The organism is Marinococcus salis (genome assembly GCF_054971365.1).
In genome coordinates this window covers 1-16,289 of record NZ_JBQOJB010000005.1, presented here as the reverse complement: position 1 = coordinate 16,289, position 16,289 = coordinate 1, and the positions used below count along the sequence as shown (strand labels likewise).

General features: G+C 47.6%; 16 protein-coding genes and 1 riboswitch. Of the genes, 12 read left to right on the top strand and 4 right to left on the bottom strand.

The window, feature by feature from the left end:
- The first annotated feature begins 265 nt into the window (after window positions 1-265).
- Window positions 266-1,372, top strand: a complete 1,107-nt coding sequence (locus tag ACTTK6_RS06140; protein ID WP_462832963.1) for a pyridoxal-phosphate dependent enzyme — start codon at window positions 266-268, stop codon at window positions 1,370-1,372.
- Window positions 1,373-1,409: 37 nt separating this feature from the next.
- Here ACTTK6_RS06140 and ACTTK6_RS06135 read toward each other — a convergent pair whose 3' ends face one another.
- Window positions 1,410-1,685: a hypothetical protein gene (locus ACTTK6_RS06135; RefSeq protein WP_462832962.1), complete on the bottom strand. Its 276-nt coding sequence runs from the start codon at window positions 1,683-1,685 to the stop codon at window positions 1,410-1,412.
- 117 nt (window positions 1,686-1,802) lie between these two features.
- On the opposite strand from ACTTK6_RS06135, the gene ACTTK6_RS06130 reads away from it, so the two are divergent.
- Window positions 1,803-2,012 carry a hypothetical protein gene (locus ACTTK6_RS06130; RefSeq protein WP_462832961.1) on the top strand — a complete coding sequence of 70 codons (210 nt, stop codon included), beginning with the start codon at window positions 1,803-1,805 and terminating at the stop codon, window positions 2,010-2,012.
- Window positions 2,013-2,414, top strand: coding sequence for a type II toxin-antitoxin system death-on-curing family toxin (locus ACTTK6_RS06125; RefSeq protein ID WP_462832960.1), 402 nt, complete (start codon window positions 2,013-2,015; stop codon window positions 2,412-2,414).
- A gap of 149 nt (window positions 2,415-2,563) precedes the next feature.
- On the opposite strand, the gene ACTTK6_RS06120 is transcribed toward ACTTK6_RS06125, so the two are convergent.
- Window positions 2,564-3,688: an NADH-dependent flavin oxidoreductase gene (locus ACTTK6_RS06120; RefSeq protein ID WP_462832959.1), complete on the bottom strand. Its 1,125-nt coding sequence runs from the start codon at window positions 3,686-3,688 to the stop codon at window positions 2,564-2,566.
- A gap of 213 nt (window positions 3,689-3,901) precedes the next feature.
- Between ACTTK6_RS06120 and ACTTK6_RS06115 the strand changes: the two genes are divergently transcribed.
- From ACTTK6_RS06115 to ACTTK6_RS06100, 4 genes are all read left to right on the top strand, one after another.
- Complete coding sequence (locus tag ACTTK6_RS06115) at window positions 3,902-4,168, top strand: hypothetical protein (RefSeq protein WP_462832958.1); 267 nt, start codon at window positions 3,902-3,904, stop codon at window positions 4,166-4,168.
- 248 nt (window positions 4,169-4,416) lie between these two features.
- Entirely contained in the window at window positions 4,417-4,611 is a 195-nt protein-coding gene (locus ACTTK6_RS06110) for a hypothetical protein (RefSeq protein ID WP_462832957.1), read from the top strand.
- Between the two features lie 668 nt (window positions 4,612-5,279).
- Window positions 5,280-5,795 carry a DoxX family protein gene (locus ACTTK6_RS06105; protein WP_079475367.1) on the top strand — a complete coding sequence of 172 codons (516 nt, stop codon included), beginning with the start codon at window positions 5,280-5,282 and terminating at the stop codon, window positions 5,793-5,795.
- Window positions 5,796-5,977: 182 nt separating this feature from the next.
- Window positions 5,978-6,124, top strand: a complete 147-nt coding sequence (locus ACTTK6_RS06100) for a hypothetical protein (RefSeq protein ID WP_158219098.1) — start codon at window positions 5,978-5,980, stop codon at window positions 6,122-6,124.
- A 66-nt stretch (window positions 6,125-6,190) separates the two neighbouring features.
- Here the strand turns inward: ACTTK6_RS06100 and ACTTK6_RS06095 are convergent, their stop codons facing one another.
- Window positions 6,191-6,508: a DUF3243 family protein gene (locus ACTTK6_RS06095; protein ID WP_079475368.1), complete on the bottom strand. Its 318-nt coding sequence runs from the start codon at window positions 6,506-6,508 to the stop codon at window positions 6,191-6,193.
- Between the two features lie 231 nt (window positions 6,509-6,739).
- Window positions 6,740-6,846, top strand: a riboswitch (guanidine-I (ykkC/yxkD leader).
- A gap of 62 nt (window positions 6,847-6,908) precedes the next feature.
- On the opposite strand from ACTTK6_RS06095, the gene ACTTK6_RS06090 reads away from it, so the two are divergent.
- From ACTTK6_RS06090 to ACTTK6_RS06070, 5 genes are read left to right on the top strand one after another with little or no spacing between them, the layout of a single operon-like run.
- Window positions 6,909-7,613 (top strand): urea amidolyase associated protein UAAP1, encoded by a 705-nt coding sequence (locus ACTTK6_RS06090; protein ID WP_462832956.1) that lies wholly within the window; start codon window positions 6,909-6,911, stop codon window positions 7,611-7,613.
- Between the two features lie 19 nt (window positions 7,614-7,632).
- Window positions 7,633-8,277 (top strand): urea amidolyase associated protein UAAP2, encoded by a 645-nt coding sequence (locus ACTTK6_RS06085; protein WP_462833067.1) that lies wholly within the window; start codon window positions 7,633-7,635, stop codon window positions 8,275-8,277.
- A 23-nt stretch (window positions 8,278-8,300) separates the two neighbouring features.
- Window positions 8,301-11,933: an urea carboxylase gene (gene uca, locus ACTTK6_RS06080; protein ID WP_462832955.1), complete on the top strand. Its 3,633-nt coding sequence runs from the start codon at window positions 8,301-8,303 to the stop codon at window positions 11,931-11,933.
- Window positions 11,930-13,669 carry an allophanate hydrolase gene (gene atzF, locus ACTTK6_RS06075; protein ID WP_462832954.1) on the top strand — a complete coding sequence of 580 codons (1,740 nt, stop codon included), beginning with the start codon at window positions 11,930-11,932 and terminating at the stop codon, window positions 13,667-13,669. Before uca ends, atzF begins: the two co-directional genes overlap by 4 nt.
- A 42-nt stretch (window positions 13,670-13,711) precedes the next feature.
- On the top strand, window positions 13,712-15,178 hold the full coding sequence (locus ACTTK6_RS06070; RefSeq protein WP_462832953.1) for a YjiH family protein: 1,467 nt from the start codon (window positions 13,712-13,714) through the stop codon (window positions 15,176-15,178).
- Between the two features lie 47 nt (window positions 15,179-15,225).
- Here ACTTK6_RS06070 and ACTTK6_RS06065 read toward each other — a convergent pair whose 3' ends face one another.
- Window positions 15,226-15,975, bottom strand: a complete 750-nt coding sequence (locus ACTTK6_RS06065) for a GNAT family N-acetyltransferase (protein ID WP_462832952.1) — start codon at window positions 15,973-15,975, stop codon at window positions 15,226-15,228.
- Window positions 15,976-16,289 lie beyond the last annotated feature (314 nt).

Here is a 16,289-nt window from a genome sequence, read left to right as displayed (position 1 = left end):
GCAGCCTAAACATCGGCTTTGTGTAAGTGGGCCGGGTGATTACGTAGAGGGTTTCAATAAGTGCAGCAAAAAAGACAGCTTCTACTGGTACCAGAACGTGATTCAGACAAAAGGGGAAGAGTTGTAAACATTAATTTAACTGAAGCCGGGGCGGTTGCTCCGGCTTCAGCTTTTGCTTTTGGTATTGGCAATTTCGTTTAAGTGTGGGAAAGTAATGAAAAGCAGTTTGAACATCATTAAAGCGTTCGAAAGGAGTGCGGAAGTGATGTACCAATATATTTGCAGTGAGTGCAGAGAGATTCATCCGATTACCCTGGCTATCTGGAAATGCCCGGTATGCGGAGGAGTGCTGGATCTTTTAAAAGAAACGCCTTCCGTAAATCCAGAATCGTGGAAGGACTACCCGTTTTCCGTCTGGCGGTATGCGGAAACGATGCCTTTTGATGAGGAAGCACGACCATGGGAAGCCGTGTCCATGGGAGAAGGCCAGACTCCTTTGATTCCATTATTTCCGGAGGATCCTGAAGTATACGTTAAAGTAGATTACATGATGCCGACGTTATCGTTTAAAGATCGCGGAGCAGCGGCATTGATAACAAAAGCAAAGGAGCTGGGCGCAGAGAAAGTGATCGCGGACAGCAGCGGGAACGCCGGCACCGCCATAGCTGCCTATGCTGCACGGGCAGGTATTGCCTGCGACGTATACGTCAGCGCGAAGACGTCACCGAAAAAGATAGATCAAATTCAAGCACACGGAGCCGGAATTCAGAAAATCCAGGGGACGAGGGGGGATGTAGCGGCAGCCGCCCAGCGCGCAGTCGAACAGGAGCAGGTGTTTTACGCAAGTCATGTGTATAACCCGTATTTTTTTGAAGGCACAAAATCGTATGCGTATGAAACATATGAACAGCTCGGAGGTGCACCTGAAAACGTAATTGTTCCGGTAGGGAACGGGACGCTTCTTTTGGGAATTTACTATGGTTTTCAGGGGCTGCTCGTTAACAATTTGATTAGCCATATGCCAAAAATTGTGGCAGTGCAGGCCGACAACTGTGCACCGCTGGCCCAGGCGTATGAAAAGGGAGCTGAAACAGCGGCATCAGCGGCCATGGAACCAACACTTGCAGAAGGTATCGCAATTGCTGCTCCAGCGCGCTCGGCACAAATTTTAGAGGCTGTTCGTCAAACCGACGGCACGTTCATCCGGATTCCGGAAGAAGAAATATTGCATGCAAGGGAGGCCCTGGCCGGCAAAGGATTTTACGTAGAAATTACTTCAGCTATAAACTACGCGGGATATCTGCAGTATAAGCGCAGAAAAAACGAAACCGTAATTATTCCTCTCTGCGGAGCAGGGATCAAATCTTCGTAGTAGAATATATGTGAAATGTTTCTGTTGGTAGAGAAGTTCAGGCAAACAATGCCCAATAAGCGGCAGGCAGTAAGGGAGGGATTGTTACGCAGGCAGCGATAATGACAAGATGTTCAATTTGTAGAGCGATAGCTAAAAACAGTGCCAACAGGCTGAAAATCGGAGCCGAAGCGGAGAGTCCAAGGATCCCAAATCCTGTTTTATACGGATAATATGCCTGCCAGAAATCAATTGAGAAAATAAGAGGGAGCAGCACCATCACTCCGGCAAGAATGAGAAGCCAGTTGAAAAAGTAACCAATTTTGGTGAGCATCTATTTCAGCTCCTTTAAATTTTTCCGGGAATAGAATACCATGCTGTAAAAGTACAGCAGTTTGCTAATATTATAAGTATTGGCTACAATCAATTTAACGAACGGAGGTGTTAGTTTATGAGTGAGAAGATCAAAGAATATAAAGGTAAGGTCGTAATTGTAGATGGTGTTAAGATGATAGCTCTTACCAATCAAGAAGAAACAAAAGATCTGCATGAAGAAGAAAATGTTACTGTTCAAATTGATTCGAAGGATGAAATGAATACGCTCATAAATGAAGCTTTTAATAAATATGATAACACGTTCAAAAACTTGGTTGATCGTTAGATGAGCGTCAATTATTTATCCGTCCATCAAGTGACAGAATTGAACAAACAGGTAATAAAGCGCTACTCTCCTAAAGAAATTTCGGGAGTTAAAGATCACCACATGCTTGCCAGTGCAGTGAACAGACCAAAGCACTCAGTATTTGGCGAAGATGCTTATCCAACTATTGAATTAAAAGCAGCATCCCTGTTTCAAAGTCTGGCTCTTAATCACGCTTTCCATAATGCTAATAAAAGAACAGCTTTCCTGGCAATGTACGTGTTTTTAGGCTTGAACGGTTATGTACTAGAGGCAGGTGAGCAAGTAGCTGAAGACTTTACGGTTCAAATGGTTGCCGGGAAGCCAGCAATGACCGTAGAAGAGATAGCTGAATGGATAGTCAATCATAGCAGAAAACGTTAAACGATAGAGAAAGGCCTCCGAGAATCGACATCGGAGGCCTTTGGTTATTATATAGAGTTTGAAAACTACCTTAAGCACGTATCCGGCTGAGGTTTCCAATTTAATCTTTTTCTTTTGATTGCTTTCTCTTTTCTAGCTGTTAAACGATATCAGCCATCATTTCTGGGAAGCGGATAGAATCCGTTGTAGAGCTGCTGCCATAGCGGCTCTGGAAGATGGTATTTCGTCGGCTCTTCAGGGTCAAACGTGGCATTGATCTCGTGCTCGCGACCCTCCTGAATTTTTCGCACAAACTGATAATCGAGCAGCAGCTCCCGTCCGAGGCAGACCAATTCCGTGCCCGTCTCCAAAGCACTCAAGGCATCATCTGCCGTGAAAATGGAGCCGATGCCGACTAGCGGAGCACGGCCGTCAATCCAATCATGGATCAGTTGAATCCGTTTCTGTCCATAATACGGACCTTCCCGCGTTTTGGAATGAATATCCATCAGGGACACATGGAAATAATCCAGCGGCTGATCAGCCAGCTTATCAATCAATTCCTTCGTCAACTCCATCGTAATCCCTGGAGATTCGGCTTCTTCCGGGGAAAAGCGGTAACCTACAATAAAATCATCGCCGCCATATTCTCTGGCTGCGGCGGTTACCTCCTCAACAACAGCCAGTGGAAACTTGAATGGATCGGCCCACTCGTCATCCCGGCGATTATAGTACGGAGACACAAACTGTTGAATGAGATAGTGGTTGGCCCCGTGAATTTCCACGCCGTCAAAGCCTGCCTGGGCCGCACGTCTCGTCGCTTCCCCGAACGCCCGAATTGTTTCTTCGATTTCTTCTTTTGAAATAGGACGAGCCTGATGCTTTTGTGGCTCGCCAAAGCTTGCCAGTTCAATTTCACTTGGCGCGGCTACATCGCCCCCGGGAGTCAATTTAGGCAGAGACTGGGCTCCGCCGTGGTGAATCTGGGCGACGGCTTTTGCCCCGTTCTTTTTCATGACAGCAGCTTGCTGGCGCAGGCCTTCGATATCCGAGTCTCTGGCGATGGACGGCTGTCCGGGGAATGCTTTCCCTAAAGCTGTCACATTGCTTGCTGCCGTAATAGCCAGGCCGACATCCTCCGAGCGTTTTTCAATATATGGAAGTTCGCGGTCAGATATAGTGCCATCCTCATTGGAGGAAACATGGGTTAACGGCGCTAACACAAAGCGATTTCTCAATATTGTACCATTCGGTAATGTTAATGGTTGAAATAGTGGATTATATTTTTCATTCATTGCATAAGCCCTCCTTCTGCCAATAAACTATAGCACGATCCAAAAGGTCTTCGCGAAAATGTTGCTTAGCGTTATACAGTTAAAATTTTCAACAGAGGGAGTAAAGAGAATGATATTACTTTTAATACGAACGAATACATGTAAAGTTGAACCTAAGGGTATACCAATAAAGGAAATATTTGTTACTAATCAGGGGTAAAAGGAAGAATAGTAATGAAAACTCAGCAAACAACGTTATCGAAATCAAAGCTATATTCATTAGCAGCCTCAGGGGTGCTGCTGATGGCCGCCGTGCTTGTTATGCTTGCCCTGGACTACTACACCCGCGTTGGGCTGCTTCTCCTTTTTTACGGAGTAGGAGTTCAGCTCATTGCCCGTGCAGTGCTGGAATGGAGCGATGGGATTCCCACATTTTATTGGCGGTTACTGTTGGGAGCAGGAATTATCATCCTAATAAGTTCGTTTCATCTGATATCATAACTGAAAGGTTAGGAATGAGAGCGGCTGAGAAGGCTGTAAGTTATGAGCGGTGCAGGTATCGTTATATGGATACTGACCATCGTTCTTCAGCTAATGGATCAACGGAGTGAAAAACTTAATAACTGAACAGGCGTTTTGGCACCAGTGGACCGGGCGCACTGAAAACGGTGTAGGACTGGGGCTGTTCCCTGGAATTATGATTTGGTTTCCTGGACATTTCCTGTAAAAAACTAATTGAGGAGGGAACTATGAAAGATAGAGAGACGATGAAAAAAGTAATGAAACGTGTAGTAGGAAGTATTTTTATTATTCTTACGATCGTGTTTATAGCAGTAGGTATTAGAAATGGTGAATGGTATATCCTGGGTTATATTGTTAATCTAATTATTTTTTCCAGCGGCTGCATCGGTATGTATTACTTCTTCTTTCCGCCAAGGCCATAAATTTTATTGCTAAATAAAAGCCTAAGAGGAAGGTCTCTGATAACGGTTTGATATACTTCACTGAAGTCAGTAAAAGATTGAAAGAACTTTAGACTATCCTGACTGCTTATTACTTATTTCAAAGTCTTTCGCCCTTAGTGCATATAACGTTTACATGAGGTATATGCCATGATAAGATAAGCATATAAAAGTTCTCTATCATTTTTTCACCAAAAGGAAGAGCCTGGATGCTGGTGACATCCAGGCTCTTTTTGTTGCTTTCATCGCCTGTTCCTGCATTTCTTACGTATTAGCTTTAGCAACATATCAGCAAATACGATTCCTAACACGGTAGATGCGAAAGGAAAAAGAAAGTGCGTTAATAAAAGTTCTGCTACCATTTTTTCACCTCCCTTCTGACACATTTCGCCAGAAGGTGAACAGGCGATAAATCCTATTATACCAAAGCCTAAGCCCTAAAAGAAATCATAGTATATTATGCTTTTGAATAGTGGAAGACGCCACAAGCGAACGTTTGAAATTTATTTTCTTTTTTATTTTTGAAGACTTCTCTTTAACGTTTATGAATACTTTGTGTCCATTCATGTGAAAATATTCACAATAATTTAAAATGCGGTATACTAAAGATAAGAAATATGTGAATAGATTCACAAAAAGGAGGGGTCAAAATGATTATTCGTTTCTTGAAGGAGTCGACGATTGCGGCGGTAGTGTTTCTGCTGGCTCGTATGTACTTAGGTTGGGCATGGCTCACCTCAGGACTGGGAAAAATTACAGAAGGCTTCAACCCCGGCGGGTTTCTGCAGGGAGCTGTCGCTGAACCGGTTATGCAGGGCGGGGAAACGGCAGCAGCTTATCCCTGGTACACTGCTTTCCTGGAAAACGTCGCTATTCCAAATGCCGGACTGTTTGGTTTTCTCGTCATGTGGGGGGAAGTACTGGTAGGTGCCGGCTTAATTGTTGGCTTGTTTACCACCACTGCCGCCTTCTTCGGAGGAACGATGAACATGGCATTTCTGCTGGCAGGTACAGTGTCGACTAATCCGATCATGCTTATTCTTGCAATTCTCATCCTGGTTGGAAAAGGCAACGCCGGTAAAATCGGACTTGATCGCTTCGTTCCAGCTGTAACAGAAAAAATCGGCCGTAAACCAAAAGCGCATGAAACGCCCAAAGCCGCATAGTAGTAAATAAAAAGCCCTTACAGGAGGGCTTTTTGCTTGTACGAATATGTAATAATATCGAAATAATACGGAGAAACGTTTACGAAACAGGAGCGGTGGAAAGATATATGTTAGCAGTATTAAAGCAGAAATTATTTAATAATGTTTGATAGATAGCTGTGGTTGGAAGGGAGGCTGCATTCATGGAATTTATTATAGGTATTCTGCTGCTCATCGTATTCGTTTTCCTGGTTATTCGTATGGCCGGCTGTTTCTTTAAGTTTATCCTGCCGGTGGCCATAGTACTTGTGATTGCTTACTTTATTTATAACGCCATACAGGGCGGATGACAATGATTAAATGAAAATCCCGCTTTTCAGCACCCGCTGAAAAAGCGGGATTTTTTGTGCTTCTTTTTAGTCTTTGTTCGTTTGATCGACCATGCGGACAAGCGCTTTGGCAATAGCGTCTTTTTCATCTTTTTCGGCATTCTGCCAAAGCTCGTTTAATACTTTTTCTTCCCGGTTGCGAGGCTCTTCATGCTTGGAAAGGTGTTCGGCCACACGCTTGGTTGCTTTCGCCAGTCCTTTTTCTCCGAGACCAATGCTTTCGCCTTTTTTCACCTGGTCGCCCAGATAATTTTTAAATGTATTAAAGTTCTGCATGATCTGGTCTTTGTCTTCCTGGTCCAGCTTATCGACGTACTGTTCTGCTTTTTTTGGATCTTCCGCCATTAGTATCTCTCCTTTAGATTGAGTAATAGTAAAGGGTTTCCTTTTTCAAAGATAAAGTAAACAAAAATGAAAAAAGATAAGTCATAATTCACAGGTGAAAGATGCAATTAAAAATAAATCTGAAAATTAATATGTTAGATAAGCTTACGTGAAGATTGTTTTCTGCTGGAATGTTGATTAGACTACAAATCAACAGCAAAAACAGTATATAGGTTTCCGCCAGCTGGAAACGCTAATGCTTTCTAGGGTTCCGCTTCTTGAAAAAGAAGGGCAGGTCCGAGAGAAAGCGGTACAGGCATTGTTGCCTGTATACACGGAGGGACAAAAGCCCGGGAGAGTGAAAACTCTTCCGGGCTTTTTATTTATTTTAGGTGCTTATATTACTAAAGGAGGCTCCATGATGGAAAAAATAATTGAAGCAGGAAGCAAATGGTCGAATGTGTTGGCAAAGGGAAAAGCAGTCCGGTTTACCGCACTTGAAGACGGGGCTAACATTTCACTTCTGCTGTATAACGCCAAAAATACAACAGACCGTTACAATATGCCCGATTCGTTAAAAGCGCAGCACACATCGAAATTTACGAAAGGAAACATTCTGATGACTGATAACGGCCGTGCCATGGCAAGCATTATTGAAGACAGCTCCGGATGGCATGATCCTATCGGCGGTTATTCAACAAGAGCAGGGACCGACAGCCGGTACGGTGAAACCACGTTTCAAAAGCTGTTGAACGATTATTACCGGAGCAGTGAAGAAAACTTCGTCAAGGAGCTGATGCGTCACGGCTTAACAAAAAGAGACCTGGTGCCAAACATCAATTTATTTTCAAAGATCTATGCCGACGAAGCCGGCAGTATGCATTTTGATCCGGAGCATGCCAAAGCGGGGGACACGATAGTGATCCGTCTGGAAATGAACAGCTTAATGATCATCTCAAATACGCCAAACCCTCAGGATCCGGCAACAGACTTTCCGTCAGTACCGGTGAAAATGGAAGTATATGACGTGAAGGAAGCAGACGGGCAGGACTATTGCGTTAACTATCATCCGGAAAACAGACGGGCGTTCGAAAATACATGGGAATATCATTCATTACTAGTATGAAGGGGAGTTTAACATGAATATGCTAGCAAAGGTACAAAGTGAAAGAACCGCGGACACAGCCGTATATGAACAGCTGATTCCGGCCGGCGAAGGCTGGATCAAAGAACTGCAGCCCGGCCAAGTGTTCCGGATTGAAGACGTGGAGGGAAACGAAGCAGCTGATACACTCTTTTTTGATACGCAGCACCCGGAAGATCATTACAGTGCGATTAACACTATTAATGCACAAAACAATATTTATTTAACGACTGGTTCAGTACTAAAAGCCGAATCCGGAAAGGATTTACTTGAAATCACAGCCGACACGGTCGGGCGGCACGACACGCTTGGGGGAGCCTGCTCGTCTCAAAGCAACACGGTCCGCTACGCCCATGACCGGGAGTCGATGCACAACTGTCGTGACACCTTCATGTACCAGCTGGCCAAATATGGTCATGATTACAGTAAGCGCGACATAGCGCCGAATATCAATTTCTTCATGAATGTGCCGGTTACGCCGGAGGGCGGCCTGGATTTTGATGACGGAATTTCAGGGCCCGGCTGCTATGTGGAAATGACAGCCAAGTGCGCAGTGACTGCACTCATAAGCAACTGCCCGCAGTTGAATAATCCGTGCAGCGGTTTTAATCCAACGCCACTTCGTGTACTCATCTGGGATAAATAGATTACTAAAAGGAGAGAGGCTGAATGTTTCAAAAGGTACTCATTGCAAATCGTGGAGCGATTGCTGTCAGAATTGAAAGAACATTAAATAAATTAAATATTCCGTCTGTGGCTGTATACACGAAGGCGGATCGCGATAGTCTGCACGTGGCATACGCCGATGAAGCAGTAAATATCGGTGAAGGGGCACCGCAGGAGAGCTATCTGAATGAACAAAAGATCCTGGAAACAGCGCTTGAGAAAGGAGCAGATGCCATCCACCCGGGGTACGGCTTTTTGAGTGAAAATGCTGATTTTGCGCGTGAATGTGCGAAGCAGAACATTACGTTTATTGGCCCGGAGCCGGAGCAGATGGAGCTGTTCGGACTGAAGCACACGGCCCGTGCTGCTGCGAAAGAAGCGGGCGTCCCTCTGCTTCCGGGCACAGATCTGTTGGATAGCCGGGAGGAAGCGATGGCAGAGGCAGCGGGTATCGGCTACCCGGTCATTTTAAAAAGTACGGCCGGCGGTGGTGGCATCGGCATGCGGATCTGTGAAAATGAAGAGTCGCTTCATGAAGCGTATGAAAACGTCAAGCATTTGGCAGAGGCAAACTTTAACGATGGCGGTATGTTTCTGGAAAAATACATTCCAAGCGCCCGTCACATTGAAGTTCAGATCTTTGGCAATGAAAGCGGGGAGGTTGTCGCATTAGGGGAGCGGGACTGCTCGCTGCAGCGGAGAAATCAAAAAGTGGTGGAAGAAACGCCCGCCCCAAATATTACGGAGGAAACAAGAAAAGCGATGTGGCAGGCAGCCGAACGTCTTGCAGAAACCTCAGGATACAGAAGTGCCGGCACGGTCGAATTCTTATATGATCCGGACGAATGTACATTTTACTTTTTGGAAGTAAATACGCGGCTTCAGGTGGAGCACGGAGTAACAGAGGAAGTGCTCGGCATTGACCTGGTGGAATGGATGGTAAAAGAAGCGGCCGGCAGCTGGCAGAACCTCGCGGCGAAAGTGCCGGCATCGTCAGGCCACAGCATTCAGGCCCGGGTGTACGCTGAAGACTGCGGCCGCGATTTTCGCCCGAGCGCCGGCCATATCGACCACGTGTTGCTGTCGAATAACGCAAGAAATGAGACATGGATTCAAAACGGCGTGGAGACGACGACGCTGTATGATCCGATGCTTGCCAAAATCATTGTGCACGCCGGCAGCCGGGAGGCTGCGCTTGATAAGCTGTATGAGGCGCTTGGAGAAACCCGTTTTTACGGAGTCACCACAAACCGTCAGTACGTCCGTAGGCTTCTGCAGGATTCCCGTGTACGGGAAGGACATGTTTTCACCCGTCTGCTGAATGATTTTGACCCAGCGGAAAAAGCACTGGAGGTGCTGGACGGAGGGATCCAGACGACTGTGCAGGACGTGCCGGGAAGAACCGGTCACTGGGACGTCGGCGTTCCGCCCTGCGGCCCGATGGACCCTTTCGCTTTCAGGCTTGGCAATGCACTTCTGAACAATGCGGAAGACGCGAGCGGTCTGGAGCTGACCCTGCAGGGAGGGTCCTACATTTTCCGGGATGATCTCATGTTCTGTATCACTGGCAGTGACATGGGCGCTGCTCTTGAAGGAGAAGCCGTGGCCTTATACGAAACGGTGAAAGCAAAGAAAGGACAGACACTGACGTTTGGAAAAACCACCGAAGGCATGAGAACCTACCTGCTGGTTGAAGGGGGATTTGACAAACCGAAGGTGCTCGGAAGTTCCTCCACGTTTACCCTTGGAGAATTTGGCGGCCATGCCGGAAGAGCTCTGCGCCCGGGAGACATCCTCGGTGTCCGCGGAAGTTCGGATAGCCAAAAGCAGCAGTCGCTTGCTGCGGATACGCGCCCGGAATTAAAGAGCGAGTGGACAATTGGCATGATCCCCGGCCCGCACTGCACGCCGGAATATTTGCAGCCGGAATATTTGCAGCAGCTGGCAGAAGCAGAATGGGAAGTGCATTTTAACAGCTCCCGGACTGGGGTGCGCCTGATTGGACCTGCACCATCCTGGACCCGTGAAGACGGGGGAGAAGCAGGCCTGCACCCATCCAATATTCATGATAACGCTTATGCAGTTGGAACGCTTGATTTGACAGGCGATATGCCAATTCTGCTCGGTCCGGACGGGCCAAGCCTGGGAGGTTTTGTCTGCCCGGTGACAACTGCTTCTGCAGAATTTTGGAAAATCGGCCAGCTGCAGCCCGGGGACAAGGTGCATTTTCAGCTGCTGACGATTGAGCAAGCTAATGATCTTCGAAAAACGCAGGAGCGGCTGATCGAAAGTGTAAGAGCGGGACGGGAAGCAGAAGCCATTACGCTGCCAAAGGAAAATGATGTGCTGGATCCGGAATATCCGTTACTCGTCAATGAACGACAGGGCCGCCGTTTTCCTATCACAGTCCGCATGAGCGGGGATGAGTATCTGCTAGTGGAATACGGCGAAATGGAACTGGATCTAAAGCTTCGTTTTCAGGTTCAGGTGCTCATGGAGGCGATTGAAAAAGAAGGCGTGCTCCCGGTTATTGAAATGACTCCAGGGGTGCGGTCTCTGCAGATTCATATTGATCCGCTGCAGATGACAGTCCAGGAGGCTTCGGATCATGTACTTCGCATTGATGAGAATCTTCCGCCGCTGGAGTCGATACAGGTGCCTTCCCGTATTGTAAAGCTGCCGCTCTCATGGAACGACCCGTCTGTGCAGCTTGCCACCGAACGTTACCAGCAAAACGTGCGGCCGGATGCTCCGTGGTGCCCGGATAATCTGGAATTTATCCGGCGAATCAATGGTCTGGAAAGTATTGACGACGTAAAACAGATAGTATTCGACGCAAATTACCTGGTGCTTGGCCTTGGCGATGTGTACCTCGGGGCGCCGCTTGCCACACCGACAGATCCGAGACACCGGCTTGTCACGACCAAATACAACCCGGCACGGACATGGACGCCGGAGAACGCTGTAGGCATAGGCGGAGCGTATATGTGCGTGTACGGCATGGAAGGGCCGGGAGGCTATCAGTTCGTCGGCCGGACGATCCAGATGTGGAACCGGCTGCAGGCAACGGAAAGTTTTGAACCTGGAAAACCGTGGCTGCTTCGCTTTTTTGACCAGATTCAATATTACGCGGTTTCGCATGAAGAACTGACGGAACTGCGGGAGGATTTCCTGCGCGGCCGGTTTGAAGCAGACATTACAGAAACCACCTTCGATCTGGGCGAATACCTGGCATTTCAAGAATCGATTCAGGAAAGTGCCGCAGCGTTTAAAGAAAATCAGCAGGCAGCCTTTCAGGCAGAGCGTGAACGTTGGAAAGAGCAGGGCATTGCAGAGCATATAGAGGATGACAACGGAAATGCCGGGGCGCCTGAAGAAAAGCTGCCAACAGATGAGACGGCTGTTCGCTGTTCCATGCCGGGAAGTGTATGGAAGGTCGAAGTGACAGAGGGACAGTACGTGAAAAAGGGCGACGTGCTGGTCATTGAAGAAAGTATGAAAATGGAATTTCCGCAGCAGGCTCCGGAAGAGGGTTATGTGGCTTCCATACATGTGGAGCCCGGAGATGAAGTGCAGGCCGGTCAGTTGATCGTCGGCCTGCGTGCAGAGAAAGAAAGCGGGGTGTCGGTTACATGATAGAGCATTTGACAGTGCAGGAGCTGTTAACGGCTTACCGAAGCAAAAGTATAGACCCCGAAGAAGTGGTAGACAGCATTCTCGAAAGGGCCGTGAAATATAAACACAAAAACATTTGGCTCTACCCTCCTTCCAAGGAGCGGATCCAGCCGTATATTGACCGGCTGGCTGCGTTTTCGCCGGAGGAGCTGCCGCTGTGGGGCGTACCATTCGCCGTGAAGGACAATATCGACGTAGCGGGATGGCCGACGACGGCTGGGTGCGAAGCATACACCTATACCCCGGACAAGCACGCCTCCGTAGTGGAGCGTCTCGTCGACGCCGGCGCCATACCGGTTGGGAAAACGAACCTGGATCAGTTTGCAACAGGGCTCGTCGGTACGCGGAGCCCTTATGGAGAAACGCATAACGCACACAAGGATGAACTGATCAGCGGTGGGTCGAGTGCAGGCTCTGCCGTAGCGGTAGCGTGCGGTCTGTCTGCTTTTTCCCTCGGTACAGATACTGCAGGCTCCGGGCGGGTCCCGGCTGCGCTGCATGGACTGATCGGGTGGAAACCCTCGCTTGGTGCCTGGCCGATCAGCGGCGTCGTGCCGGCATGTGAAAGTCTGGATTGTGTGACAGTATTCACCTGGGAGATAAATGATATTCACCTGGTGGATCGGATAGCCCGGGGCGTGGACCCAGGTGATCCCTGGTCGAAGCCGTTTAAAAGTTTACAAAAGCAAAAGCCGAAAAAATGGCTGCTGCCGGAAGAAGAACCGGAATTTTATGGGCCATATGAAGAGGAGTACCGGCAGGCATGGAAAAAAACAGTCGAGCAACTTGAACAAGGGCCAGAGGAAGTGTCCTATGTAAATACGTCCATACTAAGTGAAGCGGCATCGGTGCTGTACGATGGCCCCTGGATTGCTGAACGCTGGGCGGCACTCGGCTCATTTGTAGAAAAGCACCGCGGCGACGTATTCCCGGTAACCGAAAAAGTACTTTCTAAAGGAGAGGGCAGAGCATACGGGGCAGCAGAGCTGTTTGAAGCGATGCACCGGCTGCAGGAAATTAAGCACCACACCGGCCGGTGGCTCGAAAATAATGTGCTCGTGCTTCCGACATGCGGAGGAACGTGGACAAGAGAAGAGGTCCAAAAAGACCCGGTACAGACAAACAGCGATATGGGCAAATATACGAATCACTGCAATTTGCTTGATATGAGTGCAATCGCGCTGCCAGCCGGGCAAGCAGCACCAGAGGTGCCTTTTGGCGTAACGCTGTTCAGCCGTTCAGATGCCGAAAACCTGCTAATGGGGGCAGCAGAAAGCTGGCAGCGGAAAAAGCTTTCTCTGCCGGAAGAACCAGCCGAAAAGCTGATCGCCGTATGCGGGCTTCACATGAGAGGTTTTCCACTTGAAAAACAGATGACCGAACATCGTGCTGAATTCGTGGAAGAAGCATCGACGGCTCCGGAATATAAACTGATACGCCTAAACAGCGAACCGGCCAAGCCCGGCTTAATACGGGAAGAGGCGGGAGAAGAAATCGACGTTGAACTATGGCAGATGCCAATCGAAGAGATAGGAAAGTTTGCCGCAAAGATTCCTGCTCCGTTAGGAATCGGCACGATCAAGCTAAACGATGGACGCGACGTGATGGGGTTTATTTGCGAAAGCAGTGCTAAAGGAGAAGACATCAGCTCCTTTAAAGGATGGAAAAGCGCAGAGGCGGCCAAATCAACGATGTAAAAAGCTAATCAGGTAAAATGTTTCGCAGGAAGGAGTATGTAAATGAAGAATATAGCTGACGAGGATTTGGACCATATGGAAAAAAATCCTGGAGACACAGCACCGCTCGAGGGGAAGGAACTGGATAAACAGAAAATCAGCCGGGGACAGCTGAGAAAAGGATTGATCAAATCATTTCTGCTGACCTCCATTGCTGTAATTGTTTTCTTTGTTCCGGTAGTAGTGGACGGGGAAACTGATGTCGTTTTTGGCTACTTGTATAACTTTCTTTTGAACCTTTCTGTGCCTTTTAGTTTGTGGCTTTTTACGGTAATGGTACTCGCTAATGCCGTCATGAGTATATACGTGAAGTTGTTTCCGGAAAGAAGCGGGCGACTGTTAAACTATTACGGGGGAGACACGGGCGTACACATTTTCTTTTACGTGCTGGGTGCAGTCTTTATGTCAGTCTACGCTCTTCACGACAGCTTGGCTGGATTCACCGGTCCGGAGTGGATGGTCGGTCCGGATACAGGCGGCACGATTATCCCTTCGATTGTGCTTACCGTTGGCTGGATCATTCCGCTGGCCGCTGTGTTTATGCCGCTGCTTTTAAATTACGGAGCACTTGATTTTATCGGGTCGATACTGGAGCCGGTTATGCGTCCGTTGTTTAAAGTGCCCGGTAAAAGCACAATCGATGCTATTTCTTCGTTTGTCAGTGCTTCGTCTGTAGCTATTTTGATTACAAGCAGTTTGTATCGCATGAATGTTTACACAAAACGCGAAGCCGTGGCTATTGCTACAAGCTTTAGTGCAGTCAGTGTCGGGTTTGCCGTGCTGGTCATTAACACAGCAGGACTGAGTCAGGATTTTCTGCAGGTATATTTTTCCGGTATGCTGATTGCGTTTATTATTTCTTTCTTTATGATTCGGATTCCACCTCTGTCGAAGCAGCCAGACGTTTATTTTGACGGACGGGAGCAGACAGAAGAAGAAAGACAGGGGGAGACAAAGTTTGAGCTTGGCATTGTTCCTCGTGGCTTCCAGCGTGCGGCCAAAAGAGCTGAAACAGCCCGGCCGCTTGGCTCAGAAGTGAAGGCGAGTGTGACGGGGGCACTCGGTGTGCTTCCGCGGGTAGTGGCAATGCTTGCTTCTATTGGTATTACCGGCCTGATTGTCGCTGAGTATACTCCGTTGTTTAACTGGCTGGGCATGCCATTCATCCCGCTTTTAAATATTCTCGGCGTGCCTAATGCGGCAATGATTGCACCATCGATCCCCGTAGGTATTGCCGAAATGTTTCTGCCGGTTCTTTTGATTGCAGGAGATTTAGCAGCACTTGAAGCAGGAGCGGTTTATTTTGTAACGACGCTCTCGTTAGTACAAATTGTGTTCTTTTCTGAATCGATTGTTGTTATTAAAGCAACGAGAATGCCAGTAAAACTCTGGGAATTGGTTGTATGTTTTTTTCAGCGTACCTTAATCGCCATTCCCATTATTGCTTTGTTTATGCATATGATGTACTGATTAAAAAAAGACGCCTTTCGCGGGCGTCTTTTTGCATAGGACCGTATTTATTGGAAAATAGCGGTGTACTGAAAGCCAAGGCGCTCATAGTTCTGTTTCCGGTACATATCGCGCGGTGTATCTTCCTGGTCTGCCACGAGAAAGACTGCCTTATCGGGGAACAGATTCATGGTGAATTGCTGCAGGGCATGGCCAATGCCTTTGCGCTGCAAATCATCATGGACGAACAGATTATCCATTTCCACAGCGTGACCGCTGGCAATCAGTTCAACAAAGCCGGCAGGGCGGCCGTGGTAATAAGCGATCAGTTGAATAAATGAAGCGTCATAAAACTGCTGCTCGAGCATTTGTTGTTTTTGGGCAGCGTATGCTTCTCCGAAAGGAAGGTCCTGTTCAAGCTGCATAGCGAGAAAAGCGGGAAGGCTCTCCACATCAACGCGCTGGATGCTGCATCCCTCAGGTAGCACCTCCCGGGGAAATTCAGCGGGCTGGATGGCATACAGCTCCATAACGCTCACATCGTAGAGGGAGCTGTGCAGGTACTGGTTTAACGCCTGCGGGAGTTCTGTATTTGGCGGAAAATGAAATTTTAAGTGATTTTGGCCGCGGACTCTGTGAAAGTCGCGTAGACGGGCTTCGATTTTCTGAAAGTAATCAGTCGTCGGCATTTGTTTAAAGGAAATAAAATTGCTGTCGAAATGATGCTTCCATTCTAAAGAATGGTAGTGGCGAAACTCATTGCGGTCCTCGATGAGCCGTCCCGGGGTATGGACATAGTGAAACGTAATAGGAAGCAATGGTATCAGGCCTTTCAGTAATATAATAAAGAAAAGATACTATTTTACGGGAGCTGTTACGGTAATTATTGTACTTTTGTCCTTGGCAAAATTCCAGTCGGTAAATGTACCTTCCACAAGTTTCCCTCCATGAATATTTTTTTCGAGCTCGCGCTCTGCTTTTGCTGCTTATTTCCCCGAATTCCCGTTCGCTTTGTTCGGTTAATGTGTCAATAAATGGAATTTACTTTATTGTTACTTTTAAGTTGCAGGTTTGAAAACAAATGTTGGTCATAGAAGTAAATATTGGAAATTATATCCAATATCATCCAACC

What these genes read in the sequence shown, in the direction of transcription:
- ACTTK6_RS06140 (WP_462832963.1), top strand. Translation starts at nt 266, where the DNA reads ATGTACCAATATATTTGCAGTGAGTGCAGAGAGATTCATCCGATTACC.
- ACTTK6_RS06115 (WP_462832958.1), top strand. Translation starts at nt 3,902, where the DNA reads ATGAAAACTCAGCAAACAACGTTATCGAAATCAAAGCTATATTCATTA.
- ACTTK6_RS06125 (WP_462832960.1), top strand. Translation starts at nt 2,013, where the DNA reads ATGAGCGTCAATTATTTATCCGTCCATCAAGTGACAGAATTGAACAAA.
- ACTTK6_RS06100 (WP_158219098.1), top strand. Translation starts at nt 5,978, where the DNA reads ATGGAATTTATTATAGGTATTCTGCTGCTCATCGTATTCGTTTTCCTG.
- ACTTK6_RS06095 (WP_079475368.1), bottom strand. Translation starts at nt 6,508, where the DNA reads ATGGCGGAAGATCCAAAAAAAGCAGAACAGTACGTCGATAAGCTGGAC.
- ACTTK6_RS06070 (WP_462832953.1), top strand. Translation starts at nt 13,712, where the DNA reads ATGAAGAATATAGCTGACGAGGATTTGGACCATATGGAAAAAAATCCT.
- ACTTK6_RS06135 (WP_462832962.1), bottom strand. Translation starts at nt 1,685, where the DNA reads ATGCTCACCAAAATTGGTTACTTTTTCAACTGGCTTCTCATTCTTGCC.
- uca (WP_462832955.1), top strand. Translation starts at nt 8,301, where the DNA reads ATGTTTCAAAAGGTACTCATTGCAAATCGTGGAGCGATTGCTGTCAGA.
- ACTTK6_RS06085 (WP_462833067.1), top strand. Translation starts at nt 7,633, where the DNA reads ATGCTAGCAAAGGTACAAAGTGAAAGAACCGCGGACACAGCCGTATAT.
- atzF (WP_462832954.1), top strand. Translation starts at nt 11,930, where the DNA reads ATGATAGAGCATTTGACAGTGCAGGAGCTGTTAACGGCTTACCGAAGC.
- ACTTK6_RS06130 (WP_462832961.1), top strand. Translation starts at nt 1,803, where the DNA reads ATGAGTGAGAAGATCAAAGAATATAAAGGTAAGGTCGTAATTGTAGAT.
- ACTTK6_RS06120 (WP_462832959.1), bottom strand. Translation starts at nt 3,688, where the DNA reads ATGAATGAAAAATATAATCCACTATTTCAACCATTAACATTACCGAAT.
- ACTTK6_RS06090 (WP_462832956.1), top strand. Translation starts at nt 6,909, where the DNA reads ATGGAAAAAATAATTGAAGCAGGAAGCAAATGGTCGAATGTGTTGGCA.
- ACTTK6_RS06105 (WP_079475367.1), top strand. Translation starts at nt 5,280, where the DNA reads ATGATTATTCGTTTCTTGAAGGAGTCGACGATTGCGGCGGTAGTGTTT.
- ACTTK6_RS06110 (WP_462832957.1), top strand. Translation starts at nt 4,417, where the DNA reads ATGAAAGATAGAGAGACGATGAAAAAAGTAATGAAACGTGTAGTAGGA.